The sequence below is a fragment of the Ketobacter sp. genome, assembly GCF_003671495.1.
GTDB lineage: Bacteria > Pseudomonadota > Gammaproteobacteria > Pseudomonadales > Ketobacteraceae > Ketobacter.
The window spans coordinates 45,428-67,533 of sequence record NZ_RCHN01000031.1; the positions used below are offsets into that span (position 1 = coordinate 45,428).

The following is a 22,106-nucleotide window of genomic DNA, read 5'->3' on the forward strand; positions in this document are numbered from 1 at the left end:
CCTTAACCAGGCCGTTAAAGCGCACCCCAAGAGGCTGGCTTTAGCCGTCAGACGAGCATTTAACGCGGAGTGCTGGCATGGGACCACAAGCAATAAGCAACCCGAAAGAAGGTGTTATCCAGTACCAGCTGGAGTTCGAGATTGACCACGATATTGATTGCCCCCAGTTTGCGTCGCTTAACGGCTGGCGCAGCTATCTGCATCGACTGGGCCTGATCGGTCAGGACCCGGATCGCTATGACGGGCTGGGATACGGCAATGTCAGTCATCGGGCCGAGCAGGATGCCTTTGTGATCTCCGGTACTCAGACCGGGCATTTGCCATTGTTGTGCCGAGAGCACTATGTCCTGGTGGAGGACACCAATGTGCAGGACAATTACCTGCGCGCCCGTGGCCCTATTCCCCCCTCATCGGAAGCCCTCACCCACGCCGCTTTGTATTTGGCCAGCGACGCCATTCAGGCGGTCATCCACGTGCATTCCCCCTTGCTTTGGCAGCGTGCGCGGCAGCTGCAATTGGCCACCACCCCGGAGCAGGTGAGCTACGGCACGCCGGCCATGGCGGAGGCGGTCACCCGGCTGGTGGCTGAGGGGGAAGGCAGCGAAGGGGTGATTGCCATGCTCGGCCATGAGGATGGCATTATCGTCTATGGTGCGGATGTGGAGGCGGCCGGCGCCCGTCTGTTACAGGCAGTGATGGACGCTCACCAGTTTGATGAGCACTATTTCAAATAGAATTCCGCGGTTGCCAGGGTTTTGCTCTGGCGATCGGTTACCACCACTTTCCAGTCCCCCCGCATGTTGGCGCTGATGTTCTTGCTGGCATGGCTGCGCCAGCGGTCACTGCCCACCGGAATGCGTATCCGGGCCACCCGTTTGTCATTCCGGTACCAGCTGTACAGTAAGGCATCCCCGGCCCGGCCCTGCAAATCCGTATAGAAATACAGTTTGAGAAACCCGTTCCCGAGATCCTCTGTGCTGGTGAGTTTGGTGGCAGGCTCCAGATCGCTCATGGCGTTGGTCAGCGCGGCGTCGGTGATGTCCTGGCTCAGAATGCTGAGTTTTACCGCGAATTCTTTGTTATTGCCGGGCTGGGGTGCAACGGACTGGGGGGCAACTGGCTGGGCTGAGGTAGACTCGATAGGGGCAGGCTGCTCGGCCGGGCCAGGCGTTGCCACTTCCGCTGCGGGTTCCACACCGGCTTGCGGTTCCACCACCTCTGGTTCCTCCGTAAGCGCAGGCAGGGCCGCCGTCGGCGCCAGTGCTTCCACGTTGAAGGGGGCTTCATTGAAGGGCGCTTCGCTTCGGTCTTCGGAAGCGCCGCCCAGGGCGGCATACAGACCCCAGCCGATCAGGGCAACCACCAGCAGGGCCGCTGCACCTGCCGCATATACCCGGTGCCAGAGAATCTCTTCGGTGAACTCCGGGGCGTTATGTTGGTAGTGATTGAAGTCGGGGGTGTCCTGTTTGCGCATGGAGAGTGCTCTGTGCCGGCTGTTCCAGGCGCAGAGCATAACCACAAAGGGATTGGATCACAACGTTTCCACCGGGGTGACCTGTTGTTCCAGCGCTTCCCTGGCAACCGGTTTGCGGGAGACGAACATTAGCAAGGGTGGCAGGAAGAAGAAGTCCACCAGCAAGGCCACAATAATAGTGCCGGCGGTGAGGATGCCCATGTCAGAGCTGAGGCGGAAATCGGACAGCGCCAGTACGCCGAAATTGGCGGTCAGGATCAGCGTGGTGACAAACAAGGCTGTGCCCACAGTGCGGAACGCGTAGCGAATGGCGTCCGGCTCGCTCAGGTGTTGTTCCCGTTTTGCCCGCAGGTATTTGCTGAGGAAGTGCACGGTATAGTCCACCACGATCCCCATTGTCATTCCGGCCACCGCCGACAATCCCAGCCCGATCTGCCCCACCAGCAGGCCCCAGGCGCCAAAACCCACGGCAGCCGGGATCAGGTTGGGGATCAGGCTGATCAGTCCGAACTTCAATGAACGCAGGGCAAAACCCAGTATCAATGAAATCAACACCAGGGCCAGGGCGGAGCCTTCCAGCATGCTGCGGATGTTGCTGTAGCCCATGTGGGCGAACATGATGTCGGAGCTGGTGCCCGGGTGGAACATGGTCTCCGGGGCGTGATCTCGCAGCCATTGTTGGGCGCGGCGCTGCAGATTCAGGATGTTATCGGTGGAGGAATCCCCCACGGTGGCCGTGAGCCGGGTGGAGGATTTGCCGGCATCCAGCAGGTTGTTGGTGTCCAGGCCGAAGGGCAGGCTGAATTCGTAGAGCAACAGGTATTGAGCGGCCAGCTCCCGATCCTCCGGCAGCTTGTACCAGGCGGGATCATCCCCATGCATGGTTTTGTTGAGACGCTTCATGATATCGGTGTAGGTCGCCACATGAATCACCTCCGGTTGCGCGTTCAACCATTGGGCGAAGTCTTCCGCGATCCGCAGAAAACGGGGGTCGCTGATGCCGCCTTCTTCGCCCGAGTCGAGGGAGAAGGATATCGTGTTGTTGGTGGTGAGGTTTTCCCGCACGAAATCGGAGTGCACGCGCACCTCGGTACGCTCGTCAAAATATTCCGCCCAGACATCATTGAGCCGGTTGTCCAACAGGAAAGCGGTGCAGAACAGGATCAGTGCCGAGGAGACGATGAAAATGGGCACCCGCCGGCGAATGACAAAATTGGCCAGGGCGTCGCTGCTGCCACCTTGCTTGATCTTATGGGGTTTGATGTTGAACGGCAGCAACATGACCAGGGCCGGCAACAGGGCGATGGAAAACAGCCAGGCGGCGAACACGCCGATCGCCACCACGTTGCCCAGATCCCTGAACGGTGGAGACTCGCTGAAGTTCAGCGACAGAAAACCAATGACGGTGGTGAGGCTGGTGAGCATCACCGGCTGGTAGTTCAGGTTGAGGCTGTTCTCCATGGCGGCGTGTTTTTCCATGCCCCGCTGCATGTTCTGGAAGTAGGTGGCGAGGATGTGCATGCTGTCGGCAATGGCCAGGGTGAGGATCATGGTGGGGGCGTTGGCCACCGGTGGGGAGATGTGAATCCCCAACCAGGACATGGCCCCCATGCCTGCCAACACCGAGGTGATGATCACCGCCAGGGTGGCCAGGGTGCCCATGATGCTGGTAACGATGCTGCCGCTGGCCACGAACATGAAAATGGTGATGCAGCCCAGCGCAAACAGGAAGGCGATGGGCACCAGGGTTTTCATGTCATACAGGGTGGCTTCCTTGAAGGCGTTGTTGTTCATGACCTTACCCACCAGGTAAAAGTCCGCCTGGGGGTAGCGGGCCTCAAACTGCTCGCGAAAGGCCCGGGCAGCGGCCACCACTTCCGGAATGGCCAGGCTCTTGTCGCCGGCGTTGTGGAAGTTGACGATGACATTGATCCCGGCCACGTTGGCATCGGGGGCTACCAGCCGGTTCACCAGTTGCGGCTCCGTCAGGGCAATGGCTTTGGCGGCCGCCAGGGTTGCGGCGTCGGCCTCGGCCGGGTTCAGCACCAGGTCCTCCACCAGCAGATCATCTTCCTCTGCAATGGTGTGCTGGAAATTGGTGATGGAATCCACTCGCTGGGAATAGGGCAGTTGCCAGGCGGCCTCGGTCATTTCGGCGATGATGCTGAGGGTGTCCTGGCTGAATACCACGCCGCTTTTGGGGGCTATGGCGAAATAGACGTTGTCCACATTGGTGTAGGTGGTCTGCAGGTGGTGGTAGGCCACCAGGTTTTCATCCTCATCGGGAAAAAATTCTTCGAAGTCGGTGGTGATCTGGGGGGGGAGGCCGGCCGCCAGCACACCGACCAGCACGATGCAGGCCGCCACGATCAATAGGGGATGGTTGACCAGGTAATGGTTCAGACGATCCTGCAGCATAAATACAAACGCTCTATTCAAGTCATTATTCGAAGTACGAATTTTCACAACACAAGGTTATTGAGGCTAGTGGGATTTCGACGTTGCCACAAACGAAACCTTTTGCGCTTCGAATGAATAAAATTCATCTGATCTGTTCTGCAGGGAGGAGAAGATCTCCATCAGCCAGAGTTTGAAAGTCTGTACCTCCGGGCGCTCGGCATCCTGTGGTCGGTACACCACCCAGTATGACTCATCTATGGTGAAGTGCACGTCGAACGGGGCGATCAAGCGGTTTTTCTGCAGCATGGGAAAGGCCATCGGCAGCAGGCCAAGGGCAATGCCCAGGTGTTGTTCGGCGGCGGTGAGGTTGCTCAGGTAGTTGTCCAGGGTGATCTCCTGGTGCGGGGGCAGGGGCGCAAGCCCGGCTTCTTCCGCCAGCCGCTGCCAGGGGTTAGGGTCCATGGGCAGGTTGATCAGGGTCTTGCCACGGATGTCCGCCAGGGTTTGCATGTTGTGCTGGCTCTGGAATTCGGCGGAGCACACCGGCGTCACCCGCAGAGTCATCAGCTTCTCGGAGACCAGTCCAGGCCAGTCCCCCAGGCCGAAACGGACCCCCAAATCGCAATCCGACAGGGCAAACATGTCGGTGGGGCGGTAGCTGGTTTCAATGCGCAGCTCGATCTCGGGGTGCGCCTGCTGGAATTCAAACAGGCGGGGGATGACGATCTCGGTGGCCATAAACGGCAGGATATGGGCGCGGATGGAGGGGGCACCATGGCGACGCTTCAGGTGCTCCAGGGCCCGTTGCAGTTGGGACAGGTGCAGGTCCAGGGCTTCCAGCAGTTCCTCTCCGGCGGGGGTCAGCTTCAAGGCCCGGTTCAGGCGCCGGAACAGGCTGAACTGGAGTTGCTCCTCCAGGGCCTTGATCTGGTGGCTGACGGCGGAAGGCGTCACGTTGAGTTCGGTGGCCGCCCGTTTGAAGCTCAGTTCCCTGGCTGCCGCCTGGAAAACCCGCAGGTGTTGGAGAGGAGGGCCTTTGTAGGCCATGCAGTGGTACCCCGCTGATGCCGGATCGGATGAGTATTTGTCACCCGATTATAGCAGCATGAACGGCCTATTGAGGTTTCTCTGCGACCTCCACCCCGGTGACCGTGCAACTCAGGGTGCCCTGGTGGAGCTGGGTCTGGATCGGATCACCCACCTGTACCTGATCGGCGCGGCGCAGAATGTTGCCGTCGGCGGTTTTGGCGATGGAGTAGCCCCGGGACAGGGTGGCCAGGGGGCTGATACTGTTCAGGCGCAAGGCCAGGTGCCGCAGGTCGGACTGCCGCTGCGCCAGGCTCTGGTGGGTGCTGCGCTGGAGACGCCCCTGTAGGTTGGTCACTTCTTTTTGTAACGATTGCAGGCGGGCTTGCGGGCTGCGGCTGTGCAGGCGGGCTTGGGCAGTCTGCAACCTGCTGTGTTGTAGCTGCAGGCGTCGCTGGACGGTCTGACGCAGGCGCAGCTCCAGTTCATCCAGGCGCTGGGCGTGTTCTTCCAGGCGTTTGCCCGGGTGCTTGAGCCGGCGGCTCAGCCAGTCCAGGGATTGCTGCCGCTCCCGCAGGCTGCGTCGGACCCGCTCACTGAGCCAGGCCTGGTAGCTGTTGAGGCTGTCCAGCAGCTCCCGGGCATCGGCGCTCAGCAATTCCGCAGCGGCCGATGGGGTGGGGGCGCGGACGTCGGCGACAAAATCTGCAATGGTGAAGTCGATCTCATGGCCCACTGCGGACACCACGGGCAATGCGCTGGCGGCGATGCAGCGGGCCAGCCGCTCATCGTTGAAACACCACAGGTCCTCCAGGGAACCGCCACCCCGGCCCACAATCAATATCTCGCACTCGGCCCGCCGATTGGCGGTTTCAATAGCCTGGCACAGGCTGGCGGCTGCCCCTTCGCCCTGCACCTGGGAGGGATACAGTACCACTTCCGTGAGGGGGAAACGGCGTCGCAGCACCGACAGGATGTCGTGAATGGCCGCTCCGGTGGGGGAGGTGACCACACCGATTCTGCGTGGTCGACTCGGTACTGGCTGCTTGCGCGCTTCATCAAACAGGCCCTCGGCCCCGAGGCGGGATTTCAGTTGCTCGAACGCCCGCTGCAAGGCTCCCAGTCCGGCTTCTTCCATATGGTCGATGATGAGCTGGTAATCCCCGCGGGGGGCAAACAGGCTCAGGCGCCCCCGCACCAGTACCTGCAGGCCGTCTTTGGGTTTGAACTTGAGGTGAACATTGTTGCCGCGGAACATGGCGGCGCGAACCTGGGCCTGGTCGTCCTTCAGGGTCAGGTACAGGTGTCCGGAGCGGGGCTGGGCCAGGTTGGAGATCTCACCTTCCAGCCAGATGGCCGGAAACTGCTGTTCCAGCAGGCGCTTGACGCTGTTGTTGAGTTCCGCGACGGAAAAGATATGGCGCTGTTGAGTGGGGGCTTGGTGATCGGTCATGGCGGCATCATACTGAATTCCCCGCCGCACAGCTACAGCACCTGCATTAATAGCATTCTTATACCCCGGGCTTACTCACGATTACAAAAAACTACCGGCTTTTCCCCGGTTTTGGCTGGAAAGGGACAGCGGCCATTGGCATCTGTCCCGCGCAGACAAACCCACGAAATTGAACTTTGTTAGCATCAAATGGTGGCTCCCGGGATGGAGCCATACCTCAATAACAACAAATCAGATAACAATATTTAGGGTAGGTTAACTATGAAATCGTTAAGAACGCTGGGCACGGCCGTGGTGCTGTGTCTGGCCACCGTGCTGACCGGGTGCGGTGGTGACAGCAATCCCAAAGGACTGTATGTAGCCAAAACGGCAGATGGCCTGGACATCAAAATGAAGCGCTATCGGCCAACCCCCAACCACAGCTTCCGCAACAGCACACCCATTCTGCTGTTCCCGGGCATCACCCTCAACTTCAACCAGTTTGATGTGTACTCTCCCCCCTGGCTCAACAGCTACCACTACAAGCTGCCCGCCGACGCACCGGCCTGGGCTAAAAACGATCCCATCATCCAGGATGACAATCTGAAGTACTTCAGCATGGCCCACTATTTGTACCTGCGGGGCTATGATGTGTGGATGGCCAATTACCGGGGTGTGGGCCGCGGTGACTTCGACAGCGATGAAGGCCACCCCAACACCAACCTGGATGTCTGGTGTGCGCTGGATTACCCCGCAGCAGTGGACAAGGTGCGCGCCGTCACTGGCAAAAAACCGGTGATCGGTGGTCATTCCACCGGAGGCCTGTGTGCCTATCTGTATCTGCAGGGTTATTCCCTCGACGCCAGCATCGTGAAGCAGGGGGATTACATTCCTCACGCCACCGCCAGTGCGGCCCTGGCGGCGCAGCGCAATGCCAACGTGGCGGGCTTCCTGGGGATCGATCCTGCCGGTGCGCCGATCCTGGCGTATGAATGGCTGATCGACAACCCGTTGATCTGGGACATCCTGGCCCTGGAGTGGTACATCGACCTGGATACCATCCTGCCTTACGCCATGTCCCTGTTGCCGCCCGTGATCACCTCCGGTGCCATTGACCTGGTGTTCAAACTGGTAACGCAACTGGCGGATGCCTTCCCCAGTTTCTTCCCGCACTGGGCGGATCTGTTTGGCGCTCTGGACTTCTGGCGCACGGGTAACATGAACGGCTACGTGGAGGATTTCCACGCCCGCATCGCGTTCTCCAGTTTCTATCTGGGTGGGTTTGCCCAATACGCGGACTGGGGCACCAATGGTGTGTTCCGTGAATTCTGGCAGAACGGAGCAGAGAACCAGAATCTGGTGAATCCGCCGGATCAGGCCCCCGGTGACGGCTACTACTATTTCGATACCAACATGTCCCGCATGACGGTGCCGGCGTTCTCGGTGTTCTCGGATGCCTCCGGCCTGGTGGACACCGACACCATGGTGGACACCCTGTACAACGGTAAGACCTACAACAGCAAGGACGCCTGGATCGAAGTGCCCGGTTCCGGTCACATTGATGTGGTCAATGGCAATGCGTCACCCACGGTCGCATTCCCGGCCATTGCGGATTGGCTGGATTCTTTGTAATTCCGGTCGGCTCAGAAAACTCTGCTGCTGGACCCAAGGCTTCAGAACCCCGGGTCTGCGACTTCGGTTCCTGGAATGGGGGTAGGTGATCAGTGAGCGGAGAATGTTAAAACAAAAAAAGCTCCCTGCCGGTAACGGTCAGGGAGCTTTTTCGAATTCTATACTTCAATTCGCAAAAAACATGTTGTCCAGGTACTCGTGCAGGGCTTCCAGCATTTTTTCTTCTTCCGCGCTGGTCAGGCTGAACAGGACGTCTGTGTTGAATGTGATCTTCATGGGGTGCTCCCTTTTTTGACGTTTCCGGTTTGACGTTTCCGCTTACGATGGCATGCTTGCCCGTCGTTGTGCGTGATGCCGGGGTCAGCGGCAGAATTGCGCGCTGGCAGTCAACATCTTGCGACTATACGGTCACAGGGTCAACCGGGGGCTTTGTAACAGGATTTGTAGTCAATAACCAAAGCGAATGATCAGGTGCTGGCTACAACAGAAAGGAATAAAAAGATTAATAATCGTACAGTGCGGAGAGGGAAGCCCCAACCGGCGCATCCGGCTGGGGCTGGCAAGCGGGATTAACCGATCAGGTAACCGCCGTCCACCACCAGGCTGGTACCGGTGGTGTAGCTGGAGGCATCGGACGCCAGATACAGTACCGCACCCGCCATCTCATCTGGTTGCGCCACCCGGTTCAGGGGCACATGGGGCAGCAATTGATTGAGGATGGCATCGTTCTTCACCAGGGCCGAGGCGAACTTGGTGTCGGTGGCGCCGGGCAGCAACGCGTTGACCCGAATACCCACGCCACCGCATTCCTTGGCGAAGGTTTTGGTCATGGAGATCACCGCCGCTTTGGTGATGGAATAGATACCCTGCATGGCGCCGGGTACGATGCCGTTGACCGAGGCCACATTGATGATGGAGCCACCGCCACTGTCGCGCATCAGCTTGCCGCCTTCCACGGACATGAAAAAGTAACCGCGAATGTTCACGTCCACGGTCTTTTGATAGGCTGCCAGATCCGTATCCAGCACGTGGCCAAAATAGGGATTGGCCGCGGCGTTGTTCACCAGGATATTCAGTTTACCGTGAGTCTCTTTTATGTGAGAAAAAATAGCAGCGATCTGCTCCATCTCACCGATGTGACAGGCATAGGCTTCAGCGCTGCCGCCTGCGTTTTTGATGTCATCGGCCACCCGCTGGCAATCATCGATTTTGCGGCTGGAGATGATGACATGGGCACCTTGGCCGGCCAGCAATTTGGCAATGCTCTCGCCAATGCCGCGGGATGCGCCGGTAACCAGGGCGATTCGACCACTGAGGTCAAAGGGGTTCTTCATATCCATGGATTGGGCCTCTCTTGAAATGGATGTGAATGGGACTTTGTTTTCGTTATATATTTCGTCTATCAACGATAGGTGAACAACGACTTATCCTCAGCGTATTCAAAATGGGAGTAGTCGTTGAAGTAACGCAGGGTCATTTTTTTCGAGTTGAACAATAGGCAGGTGACGGAGCAGTTTATGATGGACCAACTCAGCTCGGCGATGTGTTCATCGGTCAGGCCCAGACACGAGCCAGTGGCGATGGAAATCGGGCCGCCGGAGGAAAACACCGCAATGGATTTGGCAGTGCCGCTGTTGTAGCGCACGTGGTCCAATGCGTCTTTGCAACGCTGGCTGAAATGTTGCCAGGTCTCTGCGTACTCGTGATCGTATTCCCCCATGCGCCAGCGGTGCAGAGCCAGTTCAAATTCAATCTGGAATGCCTTGTTGGGATTGGGGTGTTTGGACAGGTATTCCGACCGGCTCAGGTGATCGCTGAATTCCGGGCGATGGCGTGCCATCACTTCTTCGTGATCGTATTCGTTAAACCCGTCGAGAATGGTTGGCGCAAGGGCGCAGTCCATGGCCTGCAGACAGCCGGCCGCCGTTTGTGCGTGACGGCGCATGGAACCGGCATACACTGCATCGAACTGGATGCCGCGTTGCTTTAACGCAGCACCCAGCGCAACGGCCTGACGCTCGCCGGTGGGACTCAGCTGGTCATAGTTCTCACTGTGCAGTGAGGCTTGACCGTGGCGAATCAGGTAAATGGCAGCCATTACTCTTTTCCCATTACAGTTGGCCTGCTTCCCGCAACAGGTTCATGGCCTGTTTTTCCAGGGTGCGTACACCGGGGCCGAAGGCTGCAAAGCGTTCGTCCTTGGTCTGGCCGTGGTAATAGCGGTAGTAGATCTGCTGCAGAATCACCGCCAGGCGGAACACACCGTACACGTGGTAGAACAGGAAGTTGTCACACTGCAGACCGGTTTTTTCCAGATAGCGCGCAATGACTTCTTCCCGCGTCAGCATGCCGGGCAGGTGAGTGGGTTGGCGACGCATGGCCAGTTCGTCAGCCGGATCATCGGCTTGAATCCAGTAGGCCAGGGAGTTACCCAGATCCATCAGGGGATCACCCAGGGTAGCCATTTCCCAATCCAGCACGCCGATCACTTCAGTGGGGTCTTCTGCGCTCAGCACCACGTTGTCCATGCGGTAGTCGTTGTGGATCAGGGTGACTTTCACCTGCTCGGGCATATTGGCGTTGAGCCAGGCCATGATCTGTTCGAAATCCGGAACGTCGTCGGTTTTGGCGGCGGCAAAACGCTTGCACCAACCGCTGATCTGGCGTTCCACATAACCCATGCCTTTGCCCAGATCCTGCAAGCCGGCGGCTTCATAATCCACGTTGTGCAGTTCGGCAAAGCGGTCCACCACGTTTTCGCTCAGCTTGCGTACCTGCTCCGGGGTCAGGTCCAGGCCCGCAGGCAGTTCATCCCGGGGAATAATGCCCACCAGCCGTTCCATGATGTAGAACTCGCAACCCAGGGGGCTGCCTTCCTCTTCGCAAAATGCCACCATCTCGGGCACGAAGGGATACACCGGTTTCAGTTTGCTCATCACCTTGTATTCGCGGCCCATGTCGTGGGCAGACTTGGCTTTGGTGCCAAACGGCGGGCGGCGCAGGATGTAGTCCTTGTTGTCGAACTTGATGGAATAGGTGAGGTTGGAGGCGCCACCGGGGAACTGGGTAATCACCGCTTCACCCTGGACATCGGGCACCACGGACTTTACGAAATCCGTGATGATCTTCGGGTCCAGTTCTTCACCTTCCCGAACCTTGCCGGCCTGGTCTAACACTTCGCTCATGTAGTCACTCCAAATTTGATCTTTTACGCTTTAGGTTGGCGGCGCATGGCAGCGAGCTTGGCGCCGTATTGTCCCATTTTGTTGTTATACAGAGACGGCATAAACCGTTTCCAGTACCAGGTGTTGCGATAGCTCTTGTGGGGCAGCAGCATAAACTGGTTACTGTCCACCGCATTGAACACCTGGTCTGCTATATCATCCGCTGTTATGTCGGATGTGGCCAACATTTTACTCACATGGGCCTGGGCATGGGAGTCCGGTGAACGGGTGGATTCCGCCAGATTGGTCTGGAAGAAGCCGGGGCACACCACGGTGACGCCGATGCCAAAGGGGGCCAGTTCGAACTGCATGGTTTCCGATAACGCCACCACCGCTGCCTTGGTGGCGTTGTAGCTGTTCATCTCCGGTGAGTGGATCAGGCCCGCCATGGAGGCGATGTTGACGATGTGACCGTACCCCTGTTGCTTCATGGTCTGGCTGAAGAACTTGCAACCCCGCACCACCCCCATCAGATTGATGTCGATGGTGAAGTCCCAGTCTTCCAGGGAGCTTTCCGCGATGCCGCCGTGGGACGCGATGCCCGCATTGTTGATGACCACATTGATGTGGCCCCAGCGTTGCAAAATGGCGTCGCGCCAGCCTTCGATGGCGCCGGCGTCGCGCACGTCCACATGGTGATAGCAGGCGTCACCGCAGAGGTCATTCAATTCCTGCAGTGTGGACTCACCCCGTTCATCGTTCAGATCGGCGATGGCGACGCCCCAGCCGGCCCGGGCATAACGCAGTGCCATGGCCTTGCCCAATCCGCTTGCACCACCGGTGATGGCGACGGTTTTCTTTGAATTGCTCATATCTGCTTACTCACACCTGATTACTTGTATTTTTTCAGCTCAATACGGGCAACCGACGCACGGTGCACTTCATCCGGCCCATCCGCCAGACGCAGGGTCCGGGCGTAGCCATATAACAGTGCCAATGGGAAGTCATTAGATACACCACCTCCACCATGAATTTGAATGGCCGCATCGATCACTTTTGTTGCAACATTTGGCGCTACCACTTTGATGGCGGCAATTTCTGTCATGGCCCCTGACACTCCCACCGTATCCATCAGGTAGGCGGCTTTCAGGGTCAGCAGGCGGGCCATGTCGATATCCAGGCGGGAATTGGCGATAACATCCACGTTGCCCCCCAGCTTGGCCAGGGGCTTATGGAAGGCTTCCCGTTCCAGGGAACGCTCGATCAGGTGCTTGAGGGCGCGCTCGGAGGCGCCGATCAGCCGCATGCAGTGGTGGATGCGGCCCGGGCCCAGGCGACCCTGGGCGATTTCAAAACCACGGCCGGGTCCGGCGATGATGTTCTCTTTTGGCACCCGCACGTTGGTGAAGGACACCTCACCGTGGCCTTCCGGCGCGTCAAAACGATTGAACACCGGCAGCATGCGCTCGATCTTCACCCCGGGGGTGTCCAGGGGGACCAACACCATGGAGTGCTGGCTGTGGCGGGGAGCGTTGGGGTCGGTAACCCCCATGAAGATGCCGATCTTGCACTCCGGGTGGCCCACACCGGAGCTCCACCATTTGCGGCCGTTGATCACCACGTCGTCCCCTTCCAGGGTGCAGGTAGCGGCCATATTGGTGGCGTCGGAAGAGGCCACGTCGGGCTCTGTCATGAAGAATACGGAGCGGATATCACCGGCCAGCAGCGGCTCCAGCCATTGTTTTTTCTGCTGCTCGGAGCCGTACTTGAACAGCACTTCCATATTGCCGGTGTCCGGCGCGCTGCAGTTGAAGGCCTCAGAGGCGAACGGGCAGTAACCCATGATTTCCGCCAGGGGCGCGTAATCCCGGTTGGAGAGCCCGGCGCCGTATTCCTCATCCGGCAGGAACAGGTTCCACAGGCCGGCGGCCTTGGCTTTCTCTTTCCATTCCTCCATCAACGGCGCCACCTGCCACTTGGTCCAGTCGCCGTTATGCTCGTTTACCTGCTCCATGTACTTGAGTTCGTTCGGAATAATGTGTTCATCCATAAAGGCCTGAACACGGGCGATCATTTCCTGAGCTTGTGCTGAATGTGAGAAATCCATGGCGGGCTCCTTGTTTTTTATGGGCACCTTTCTGGTGATTGCGCCTAGGTTAGAAGAGTTGTAATAATAAAACCAATGAATAGTTTGTATTAAAGGTCATAAATTCTGTGCATGTAAATAAGGTGGATCTCAACCTTTACCGGGTGCTGGATGCGATATACCGGGAAGGCTCCATTACCCGGGCGGCGGCGACCCTGAACCTGACCCAGCCGGCGGTGAGCCATGCGCTTTCGCGGCTGCGGGAAGCCTATGACGACCCATTGTTCGCCCGTTCCGGCAATCGCATGGTGCCGACGCCCTTGACCCGCTCCATCATCCAGCCGGTGCGGGATGCCCTGGAACACCTGCAAACCACGTTTTCACCCCCCCAGCAGTTTGATCCGGCCACCAACAGCAAGCAGGTGGTGCTGGCCATGCGCGGAGTAGTGGAATCGGTACTGCTGCCGGAACTGGTGGCGGAACTGGAGCACCAGGCTCCCCTGATGCAGTTTAGCAGCGTGCGCATTCCGCGGCGGGATATGGAAAGTGAGCTGGCCGCCGGACGGCTGGATCTGGCCTTTGATGTGTTGTTGCCCATGGGGGCCAACATCCGCCATACCGTTTTGCTGGAGGACGATTTTGTGGTGGTGGCCCGCAAGCAGCATCCCTTGTTGCAACAGGGCCTGGACCTGAGAACCTACCTGGAGCTGCGGCATGTGGTGGTGTCCTCCCGCCGCAGTGGGCCGGTGGTGGAGGATTTTGAACTGGGCCGAATGGGTTATCACCGCAAGATCGGCATGCGCTGTCAGAATTACTTTGTGGCCTTGAGTACGGTCGCCCAATCCCAGATGCTGCTGACCATCCCGGAAAACTATGCCGTGCGCAACCAGCGCTACCATGATCTTGAAATCTGGCCCATGCCCCTGGAGCTGAAGCCAGTCTCCAGCTACCTGTATTGGCACCAATCCATGGACAACGATCCCGCCAACGTCTGGCTGCGTCAGCAGGTGATGGCGCTGCCATTGCGGGGCTGAGTCTAAAACGGATACAAAACTACCAATGTAAGCCTCAGTGGTCTGTGTCAGCATTCCTGCAAATAAAAAGGAATGCACCATGAAAATTTTGAATTTGAGTTTGAACTTGAGTTTGGTATTGGCGTTGATTTTGGGGATGGCTGCCTGCAGCGGTGGCGGCACGAATAAATCCGGAGTGGAGCGGAACAACAACAGCTCGGAAAGCGGTGGCGATACCGGAACTCCGCCGGGGGATGACGATGCAACCGAGCCCGACCCGGACCCTGATCCCACTCCTGAATCCCCGGTGTCTATCCAGTTGGATGGCAACCTGTATTTCCCGGTGGCGGAGGGGGTTACCTGGTTCTACAGCAATGGCGATGAGGTGACCTTCACCACCGGCCAGGTCATTCAGGGCCGAACACTGGTGTCCATGCAGCACAGCGCCAGTGCCATGCCCCGGGAAGAATACTTTCAGGTGAGCAATAACGCACTGCAATACGGCGGCCTTTACGCTTTCTTTGCCTATCAGGGCCTGGGGGTGGAAGGCGGCGTTGAATTTCACAACCTGCGCCGGGTCTATGACCATATCCTGGACTCCGGGGCCGGGCGCACGCTGTTCGCGCAAACGGCCGACATGGTGGACCCGGATGGCAAGGTGGTGTCCGAGGTGGAGTACCTGTGGTCTTCCCAGGTGGGCGCCAAGGAACTGGTGACCACTGGCCAGTACGGTGACGTGCCGGCGGTGGCGTTGGTGGTCAACATCGATCTGGCTGTGACGGTGGGGGGAATTCCGGTGCAAACCTTTCCGGTGATTGAAACCACGTTGTGGTTGTCGCCGGGATTGGGAGTGGTGGCCCGCAGCCTGGGAACCGAATCCTTGACCCTGGAGCGGGTTGACGGCATTCAGGCACCGCTGGTGTTCGCGTTCGACCAGGGCAGTGGCCTGACCCAGCCGCCCCAACAACTGTTGGTGGATGGCAGCGCGGTGACAGATACCGAGGTGGACATGGTGGTGGCCTACGGCACCCGCAGTGTGGACTGGCTGTCGCTGACGTTTGACGGTACCGGCAGTTGGCGCCTGAGCCTGACCGGTGCGGAGCTGCCCCGGGGCATTCACGGCGCTGTCGTCCAGATGACGCGGCAGGGTGTGCGCACGGACATCCCGGTTTCTGTACTGGTGCGCTAAGCAAAACGGCCATTTTCACATATTACCAACGATTATTTTACAGCCTGATCCAAACCGGTTAATCCTGCGTGGGTAGTGGTTTATTCACTCTCATGCGGGGGCCATCCCATGTTCCGGATCACATTCAAGAAAGGCTACAAGTACCAACTGGAAAAGGCGTGCCTGATTCACACTCCGATTCTGCCGTCACACCCCATCGACACCTATTACATCCAACTGCAGACCAACGGTGACCTGATACTGGCCAGGGGCTATGCCTGGGACGGCGCTTCCGGTGCCCCGGACGTACCCAGTTTTATGCGGGCGTCACTGGTGCACGATGCGCTGTATCAATTGATGCGCAACGATTACCTGGATCGGGAAATCCATCGCAAGCCCGCGGACCGGCTGATGCGACGGATGTGCCTTGAGGATGGCATGAACCCGTTGCTGGCGGCGGTGGCCTACGGATTTGTGCGGGCGCTGGGTGAACCCCATACCCGTGGTCTCAGCCGTAAAGAGTTGCTGTTTGCGCCCTGATTCAGGTTTATTACCACAAACGGTTGTGCAGGTGGGGCTCCTTTGCATACTGTATTGGTGTGTTCAGGAACGAAGGAACCTCGTTGATGCGTGTTCTAAAGTGGATAGGTTTGGCTTTGGTGGGATTGCTGGTCTTGATCCTGCTGGCGGTGCTGGTGATTCGGTTTGTCATCGATCCCAACGACTATAAAGATCGCATTTCGGCCCTGGTGAAAGAGGCCAGCGGCTATGAGCTGACGTTGAACGGGGATCTGGCCTGGAGCTTTTATCCCGTACTCGGCTTTGAATCCAATCAGGTCACCGTGGCAGCGCGGGCGAATCAACCGTTCCTGCAGGTCCAAACCCTCGCCCTTGGCGTGCAGTTGCTGCCGTTGTTCTCCGGTCAACTGAATGTGGATCTGCTGCAAATTGACGGTGTGGACGTCAACCTGCAGGTGGATGCCCAGGGCCGTAATAACTGGACGGTGGCCACACCCACACAGACTGAATCCACACCGGCCGCAGCGGCAAGTGCGACCACTCCCGCCGAGCCATCCTCCTCGCCCGGTAAGATCCCCCAGCTCTCCATTCCCCTGGTGCGGATTCTCAATGCCAACATCCATTATCAGGATCAGCAGGGCCAGACGGACACCCGGGTGCTGATCCAGCGTCTGGAGTTGACCCAAGTACAGCTGACCCAAGTACAGCTGACCCAGCCCATCGGCATTCTGCTGGAGTTTGCTCTGGCCCAGGCCGGTGGGCCGCAACTGGACCTGATGTTGCGGGGGCAATTGCAGCCCGACCTGGATAAACAATTGTTCCGGCTCGAGCCATTGCAGGTGCAGGCGGATGTGAGCAACCTGTTGCCAGACACCGTCAGGGTAACGCTGGAGGCGCAGGCCTGGGTGGATCTGGCTGCGGATCAGGCTCAGTTGATCCTCAACCGGTTGCAGCTGGCGGAGCTGATCCTGCAGGGCTCGGTGGAGGTGACTGCCCTCACGGCGGACCCTCGCTATCAGGGCAAGCTCAGTGCAGCGCCGGTGCCATTGGCCAAACTGCTGGCGACCCTGGGGGTGGAGCTGCCCAAACCTGCCAGCCCGGACGTGTTGAAGACGATGGCCATGCAGTTGGCTTTCAATGGCAACACCGGCCAGCTGGCGGTGCCGAATCTGAAGTTGACCCTGGATCAAAGTACCCTGAGTGGATCCCTGGCGGTGAAGGATTTTGCCACCCAGGCCCTGGCATTTGACCTGTCCCTGGATCAGATCAATCTGGATGACTATCTGCCGGCACCGGATTCTGCCCCAGCCACAGCCGCGCCAGCCAACCGTTCGGGCGGGGCGGCGGAGGAGTCTGATCTGATTCCGGTGGATGCCTTGCGCAGCCTGAATCTGGATGGCCGTTTCAACGCCGGGCGTATCACCCTGCAGCAGACCTTGATCGAGCGGCTGCAGTTGGCGGTGACGGCCCGTAACGGCGTGCTGACGGTGAAAGACCTGAGCGCCGCGTTGCTGGAAGGCAGCCTGGATGGAGCATTGAGTATTGATGCCCGTGGTGGCCAACCGGTGCTGGATTCCGATCTCAAGGTAAACGACATCGAACTGACTCAGATTACGTCCCGTTTCATGACGGACTCGTTGCTGTCGGGGAAAGCCTCCCTGGTGATGGACGCGAAAGCCCAGGGTAACTCGGTGGATGCCTTGCTGAAATCCGCGTTGGGCCAGATGAACCTGAAACTGGACGACGGCGTGTTGCACGGCATCAATCTCAACGCCATCGTCGTGGACGCGCTGCGGGATCAGTTGGCCACGGTGGAAAGCCTGTACCCCAACTATCAGGAGAAGCTGCCCCGCCAGTTGCGGGAAGACACAGAGATCAGCAAACTGCTGGCGGATGCCAAGGTGGAAAACGGGCACCTGATCATGCCGCGGTTTGAGTTTTTCACCGGCGAGAGCGGAATCGATGCCAGCGGCAAAATTGATCTGCTGAATCAGGGCTTCGAGTACGACTTCGGGGTGGTGCTGTCCGCCATCGAGCGCAACAAGTATTTGCAGGGCTCCCGCTGGCCCATTCATTGCGAGGGGGCGCTGGCCAGTTCACCGGCGGACTGGTGCCGGCCGGACACCAAGGCCATGGGCTCCATCCTCACCAAAGCGGCCAAGAATGCGTTCAAAGACAAGGGCGCCGCGGAGCTGGGGGATAAGGTCGGCCTGGAAGCGGAAGACCAGGCGCAATTGAAGCAAGAAGTAAAACAGAAGCTGGAGCGGGAAGAAGACCGGGCCAAGAAGAAACTGCAGGAGAAACTGGACAAGTGGCTGCAACAATAAAAAAGCCCTGTTGCGGTTACGGCAACAGGGCTTTTTCCTCAGTCAGAAACGCAGGCGTCAGGCGATCCGCGGGATCAGGTTTGCCATGATGCGCTCGGCGTTGGCGGCGATGGTCAGGGACGGGTTGGCGGCGGCGGTGGAGCCCGGCATGAGCGCGCCGTCCATCACAAACAGATTGGGTTGCCCATAGAGTTCCCCGGTTTCGATGTCGGTGGCTTCACCCATGGTAGCGCCACCCAGGGGGTGCCACATGGTGGGTCGGCCCAGGGCCAGATCCGGCAACGGCATGCCGCCGCTGAACGCGGCGATTTTCTGCAGGCTTTCCATATGGGCCTGACGGGCATAGCCGTTGGCTTCCATGGGCCAGTTGATGAACACCTTGTCACTGTCTTTCAGGTAGCTCAGGGTTCCCGGTTGATCCGGCTTGCACATGGCCATCTGCAATTGCGTGGGGGGCTGACCCGGAGCCGAGTTGGCAGGGGAGTGCATGAAGCCCACGGGTTTGATGGAATTATTGAAATCCCAGGCCGCGATGCTGGGCGGTCCACCCTGTACCGGACCAAGATCCGAGGTTACGCCAATGCGCGCCATCAATTCATCGCCATTGGCGGCCCAATGGGCACCCACGGCGTCATTGATGCCGCGTAAATCACCCAGCGCCTTGGCTTTCAGCAGCAGCTTGGTGGTGTTGAGCGAACCCGCCGCCATGAACAGGTATTCACAGCCGATCAGGTGATTCATCACCACATTGCCTTCCACATCGATCACTTCGCAATGCACCACATAAGGCCCTTTGCGACCCACCCGGGTAATGGTTTTCACATTGTGCAGGGTGTTCACGGTCACCTTGCCGGTGGCTTCGGCTTCGGCAATGTAATTCTTGTCCAGGGTGTTCTTGGCGTTGCTGTTGCAGCAGAACACATACTCTCCGATGGAGGCGGCCAGCGGCAGTTCGCCGGTCAACTCCTTGCGAATGATGTTCCAGTTGAAGCCCACATCGCTGCGCACCACCATCATGCCGGCGGCGGTGGCGTTCTGGATAAAGGCCTGCTTGGCTTTGTAGAACGGGGTGCCCAGGATGTCATCGGGGATGGGGCCGCCACTGACTTTGCCCAGCACTTTGGGATAGAAATCCCTGGCCATCTGGGCGTAATCCAGGTAGGGGAAGATCTCGTTGAAAATTTCCTCTCGGGGCTGCAGCAGCACACCGCCGTACACCAGTGAGCCGCCACCCAGACCGGCGCCCACCACCGAATCCACGGTATCCCCTTCGATACGCTCCAGCATGCCGGCGTGGCGGTTTACCGGAATCTGGCCCGATGGGGCGTCAAAATCGCTGAGCCACGTGGTGCGGCCATCGCCCTGAGACATGGACAACAAGGTCGGGAAACTGTCTGGTCCGGTGTAGCTCCAGCGTTGCCCCCGCTCGATCAGCGCGGTGCTGATCCCGGCTTCACCCAGGCGCAGAGCCGTCACGGAACCCCCGAATCCGGAGCCGATGACAGCCGCCTTTTTGATGGAGTGGATCGTGGGAACATCGCCCCCGCAACCCAGTGTGGATGCCAGCCCGGTGGCGGCGGTGACGTAGACACCGTTCTTGATAAACTTACGGCGGCTAAATTGGTTTTTCATGAGACGGCCCCTTCCTGTTGTTGTGTACTTCTGTTGCGTGTTCTTGTTCGTTTTTATGGGCGACCTTTTTCTGAGCGCAACCTGCCCGTCGGCAGCAGGGGGATTGTCCTGTGCTGGAGCGGATGTGTAGGTCGTTTTTTAATCAGGTTTGATATCAGATTGGTAGTGACAACGGGTCCTGTCAATTTCGTTTTGTGGGAGGTGCCGTCAAAGTGTGAACTGGTTCAAAGGCTGTTTTCACAGGGCCGGTGAGGGCGTCAAAAAGCGGTGGAACCGAAACGGATTCGCTTACGCCATGACTTGTTTTGGCTCCGGTGGGTGTGCCCCGATTCTGGACCATTCTTTCGGATTATGGACCATACTTAAGGGATTACGCATATTGAATTTCCCGGCGCCCCAGCAAGAGAACGCACCCCATGGCCAAGCCCCAGTCCGTCAATCCGTCCGTCAACCAGGCCACCCGGCAAGCCAAGGGCGATCCAGCTCACCATGGCCCCCAATGCCGGTGCAGCGATCCCATCTCTAACTCCACTGAGCTGCGCCAGCATCAGCAGGCATTCTACACGTTCACCGCCAGCCCCCTGGGTGAAATCCTGCAGGAGCTGGGCCTGGCCACCCCCGACCAGGTCCGCGCCGCCCTGGAGCAGCAGAAAACCAGCCACAAGCGCCTGGGGGAGATCCTTACCGACCAGGGCATCGTCAGCCGGGACGATGTGCTGCGGGGCCTGTGTCAGCGTTTTGGGGTGCCTTATGTGAATCTGCGCCAGTTCGATGTGGACCCGAAGGCGGTGGCCCAGGTGCCCGGGCATTTTGCCCGCAAACACATGGTGATGCCCCTGCTGCTGGAGGAGGACCGGCTGCTGGTGGCGGTAACCGACCCCTCCGATTCCGAGCTGATCAACATGCTGCGTTTCATCACCGGCAAGGTGCTGGAGTTCTGTATCGCTCCCTCCAACGACATCGCCTATGCCATCAGCAGCTTTTACGGTGGCCAGGAAATGCAGTCGGCCCTGGAGGACCTGGCCGTGTTCTCCACCGATGAACCCTTTCATGTGGACGCGGACAGCGACGAGGTGCTGGGTAACGAGCGGCCTGTGGTGCAATTGGTGCAGAGCGTGATATCCGACGCCATGGCCCGGCGCGCCTCCGACATTCACGTGCGCCCCCGGGAAGCGGTGGTGGAGCTGTACTTCCGGGTGGACGGCGTGATGCAGCACATCCGCTCCTTCAATAAAAAACTGCTGCCGGCGGTGGTGAGCCGCATCAAGATTGTGGGCAACATGGACATTTCCGAGCACCGCCTGCCCCAGGACGGCCGCTCTCGCATCCACTACCTGGAGAAAACCGTGGACCTGCGCATTTCCATCATTCCCACCATCCATGGAGAGAGTGTGGTGATCCGTCTGCTGGACACCCAGTTTGCCCTCAAGGACCTGGAAGCCCTGGGCTTCGCCGGGCGGGACGCCGAAGAGCTGCGCCACCTGCTGACCCGCAATAACGGCATCTTTCTGGTGACCGGGCCCACCGGCTCCGGTAAATCCACCACCCTGTACACCGCGCTGGACCACATCCGCTCCACCAACGTCAACATCATCACGGTGGAAGATCCAGTGGAATACCATGTGGACGGCATTACCCAGATTCAGGTCAACCACGATACCGGCTATTCCTTTGCCCGGGCGCTGCGGCACATCCTGCGGCATGATCCGGATGTGATCATGGTGGGTGAAATCCGGGATGATGAAACCGCCAAAATGGCGGTGGAGAGCGCACTGACCGGCCATCTGGTGCTGAGTACCCTGCACACCAACGACGCAGCCACCACGGTGACCCGCCTGATCGAGATCGGGGTTGAACCCTATCTGGTGAACAGTGCCCTGATCGGTGTGCTGGCCCAGCGGCTGGTGCGCTGCAATTGCGTGCACTGTTTGCAGGAAGAGCCCGTAGAGGCGTCGGTGCGCCGGGTGCTGGGGGTGGCCGATGATGAGGTGTTCTACAAGGGCACGGGCTGTGACCTGTGCCACAACACCGGGGTCAGTGGCCGGATGGCGGTGTATGAGCTGTTGGTGATGACTGCGGAACTGCGCAAGCTGCTGGCGCAACGCACACCCGCGGACGAGATCGCGGAGCAGGCCGTGCGCGATGGAATGACCCCTTTGACCGCCAGTGCGCTGCGGGTGGCGAGAGCCCGCAAAATCCCCCTTGCAGAAGTCTACCGGGTGCGGCTGTAAGA

Annotated in this window: 17 protein-coding genes; 7 read left to right on the forward strand and 10 right to left on the reverse strand. The window is 58.9% G+C overall.

The window, feature by feature from the left end; genetic code table 11:
- Positions 1 to 77: 77 nt before the first annotated feature.
- Positions 78 to 734 (forward strand): class II aldolase/adducin family protein, encoded by a 657-nt coding sequence (locus D9N14_RS14965; RefSeq protein ID WP_290581105.1) that lies wholly within the window; start codon positions 78 to 80, stop codon positions 732 to 734.
- Here the strand turns inward: D9N14_RS14965 and D9N14_RS14970 are convergent.
- From D9N14_RS14970 to xseA, 4 genes are all read right to left on the reverse strand, one after another.
- Entirely contained in the window at positions 722 to 1,474 is a 753-nt protein-coding gene (locus tag D9N14_RS14970) for a DUF2914 domain-containing protein (protein ID WP_290581107.1), read from the reverse strand. The two genes, D9N14_RS14965 and D9N14_RS14970, sit on opposite strands and share 13 nt — an antisense overlap.
- A 57-nt stretch (positions 1,475 to 1,531) precedes the next feature.
- Entirely contained in the window at positions 1,532 to 3,892 is a 2,361-nt protein-coding gene (locus D9N14_RS14975) for an efflux RND transporter permease subunit (RefSeq protein WP_290581109.1), read from the reverse strand.
- A 66-nt stretch (positions 3,893 to 3,958) separates the two neighbouring features.
- Complete coding sequence (locus tag D9N14_RS14980; RefSeq protein WP_290581111.1) at positions 3,959 to 4,921, reverse strand: LysR substrate-binding domain-containing protein; 963 nt, start codon at positions 4,919 to 4,921, stop codon at positions 3,959 to 3,961.
- Between the two features lie 67 nt (positions 4,922 to 4,988).
- Positions 4,989 to 6,353: an exodeoxyribonuclease VII large subunit gene (gene xseA / locus D9N14_RS14985; protein ID WP_290581113.1), complete on the reverse strand. Its 1,365-nt coding sequence runs from the start codon at positions 6,351 to 6,353 to the stop codon at positions 4,989 to 4,991.
- A gap of 261 nt (positions 6,354 to 6,614) precedes the next feature.
- Between xseA and D9N14_RS14990 the strand changes: the two genes are divergently transcribed.
- Entirely contained in the window at positions 6,615 to 7,964 is a 1,350-nt protein-coding gene (locus tag D9N14_RS14990) for an alpha/beta hydrolase (protein ID WP_290581115.1), read from the forward strand.
- Positions 7,965 to 8,533: 569 nt separating this feature from the next.
- Here D9N14_RS14990 and D9N14_RS14995 read toward each other — a convergent pair.
- From D9N14_RS14995 to D9N14_RS15015, 5 genes are all read right to left on the reverse strand, one after another.
- Positions 8,534 to 9,304: an SDR family oxidoreductase gene (locus D9N14_RS14995; RefSeq protein ID WP_290581117.1), complete on the reverse strand. Its 771-nt coding sequence runs from the start codon at positions 9,302 to 9,304 to the stop codon at positions 8,534 to 8,536.
- 62 nt (positions 9,305 to 9,366) lie between these two features.
- Complete coding sequence (locus tag D9N14_RS15000) at positions 9,367 to 10,062, reverse strand: histidine phosphatase family protein (RefSeq protein WP_290581119.1); 696 nt, start codon at positions 10,060 to 10,062, stop codon at positions 9,367 to 9,369.
- A gap of 13 nt (positions 10,063 to 10,075) precedes the next feature.
- Positions 10,076 to 11,149, reverse strand: coding sequence for a phosphotransferase family protein (locus D9N14_RS15005; protein ID WP_290581121.1), 1,074 nt, complete (start codon positions 11,147 to 11,149; stop codon positions 10,076 to 10,078).
- A 23-nt stretch (positions 11,150 to 11,172) separates the two neighbouring features.
- Positions 11,173 to 12,000 (reverse strand): SDR family oxidoreductase, encoded by an 828-nt coding sequence (locus D9N14_RS15010; protein ID WP_290581123.1) that lies wholly within the window; start codon positions 11,998 to 12,000, stop codon positions 11,173 to 11,175.
- Positions 12,001 to 12,020: 20 nt separating this feature from the next.
- Positions 12,021 to 13,235, reverse strand: a complete 1,215-nt coding sequence (locus D9N14_RS15015) for an acyl-CoA dehydrogenase family protein (RefSeq protein WP_290581125.1) — start codon at positions 13,233 to 13,235, stop codon at positions 12,021 to 12,023.
- A 107-nt stretch (positions 13,236 to 13,342) separates the two neighbouring features.
- Here D9N14_RS15015 and D9N14_RS15020 point away from each other — a divergent pair, with 107 nt between their 5' ends.
- From D9N14_RS15020 to D9N14_RS15035, 4 genes are all read left to right on the forward strand, one after another.
- The gene (locus D9N14_RS15020; RefSeq protein WP_290581127.1) at positions 13,343 to 14,248 is read left to right on the forward strand and encodes a LysR family transcriptional regulator; all 906 of its coding nucleotides are present in this window, start codon (positions 13,343 to 13,345) and stop codon (positions 14,246 to 14,248) included.
- Positions 14,249 to 14,327: 79 nt separating this feature from the next.
- Positions 14,328 to 15,416 carry a hypothetical protein gene (locus D9N14_RS15025; RefSeq protein ID WP_290581129.1) on the forward strand — a complete coding sequence of 363 codons (1,089 nt, stop codon included), beginning with the start codon at positions 14,328 to 14,330 and terminating at the stop codon, positions 15,414 to 15,416.
- A 108-nt stretch (positions 15,417 to 15,524) separates the two neighbouring features.
- On the forward strand, positions 15,525 to 15,935 hold the full coding sequence (locus D9N14_RS15030; protein ID WP_290581131.1) for a hypothetical protein: 411 nt from the start codon (positions 15,525 to 15,527) through the stop codon (positions 15,933 to 15,935).
- A gap of 86 nt (positions 15,936 to 16,021) precedes the next feature.
- Positions 16,022 to 18,241 carry an AsmA family protein gene (locus D9N14_RS15035; protein ID WP_290581133.1) on the forward strand — a complete coding sequence of 740 codons (2,220 nt, stop codon included), beginning with the start codon at positions 16,022 to 16,024 and terminating at the stop codon, positions 18,239 to 18,241.
- 57 nt (positions 18,242 to 18,298) lie between these two features.
- On the opposite strand, the gene D9N14_RS15040 is transcribed toward D9N14_RS15035, so the two are convergent.
- On the reverse strand, positions 18,299 to 19,873 hold the full coding sequence (locus tag D9N14_RS15040; protein WP_290581135.1) for a GMC oxidoreductase: 1,575 nt from the start codon (positions 19,871 to 19,873) through the stop codon (positions 18,299 to 18,301).
- A gap of 416 nt (positions 19,874 to 20,289) precedes the next feature.
- Between D9N14_RS15040 and D9N14_RS15045 the strand changes: the two genes are divergently transcribed.
- Positions 20,290 to 22,104: a GspE/PulE family protein gene (locus D9N14_RS15045; RefSeq protein ID WP_290581137.1), complete on the forward strand. Its 1,815-nt coding sequence runs from the start codon at positions 20,290 to 20,292 to the stop codon at positions 22,102 to 22,104.
- The last annotated feature ends 2 nt before the right edge of the window (positions 22,105 to 22,106 follow it).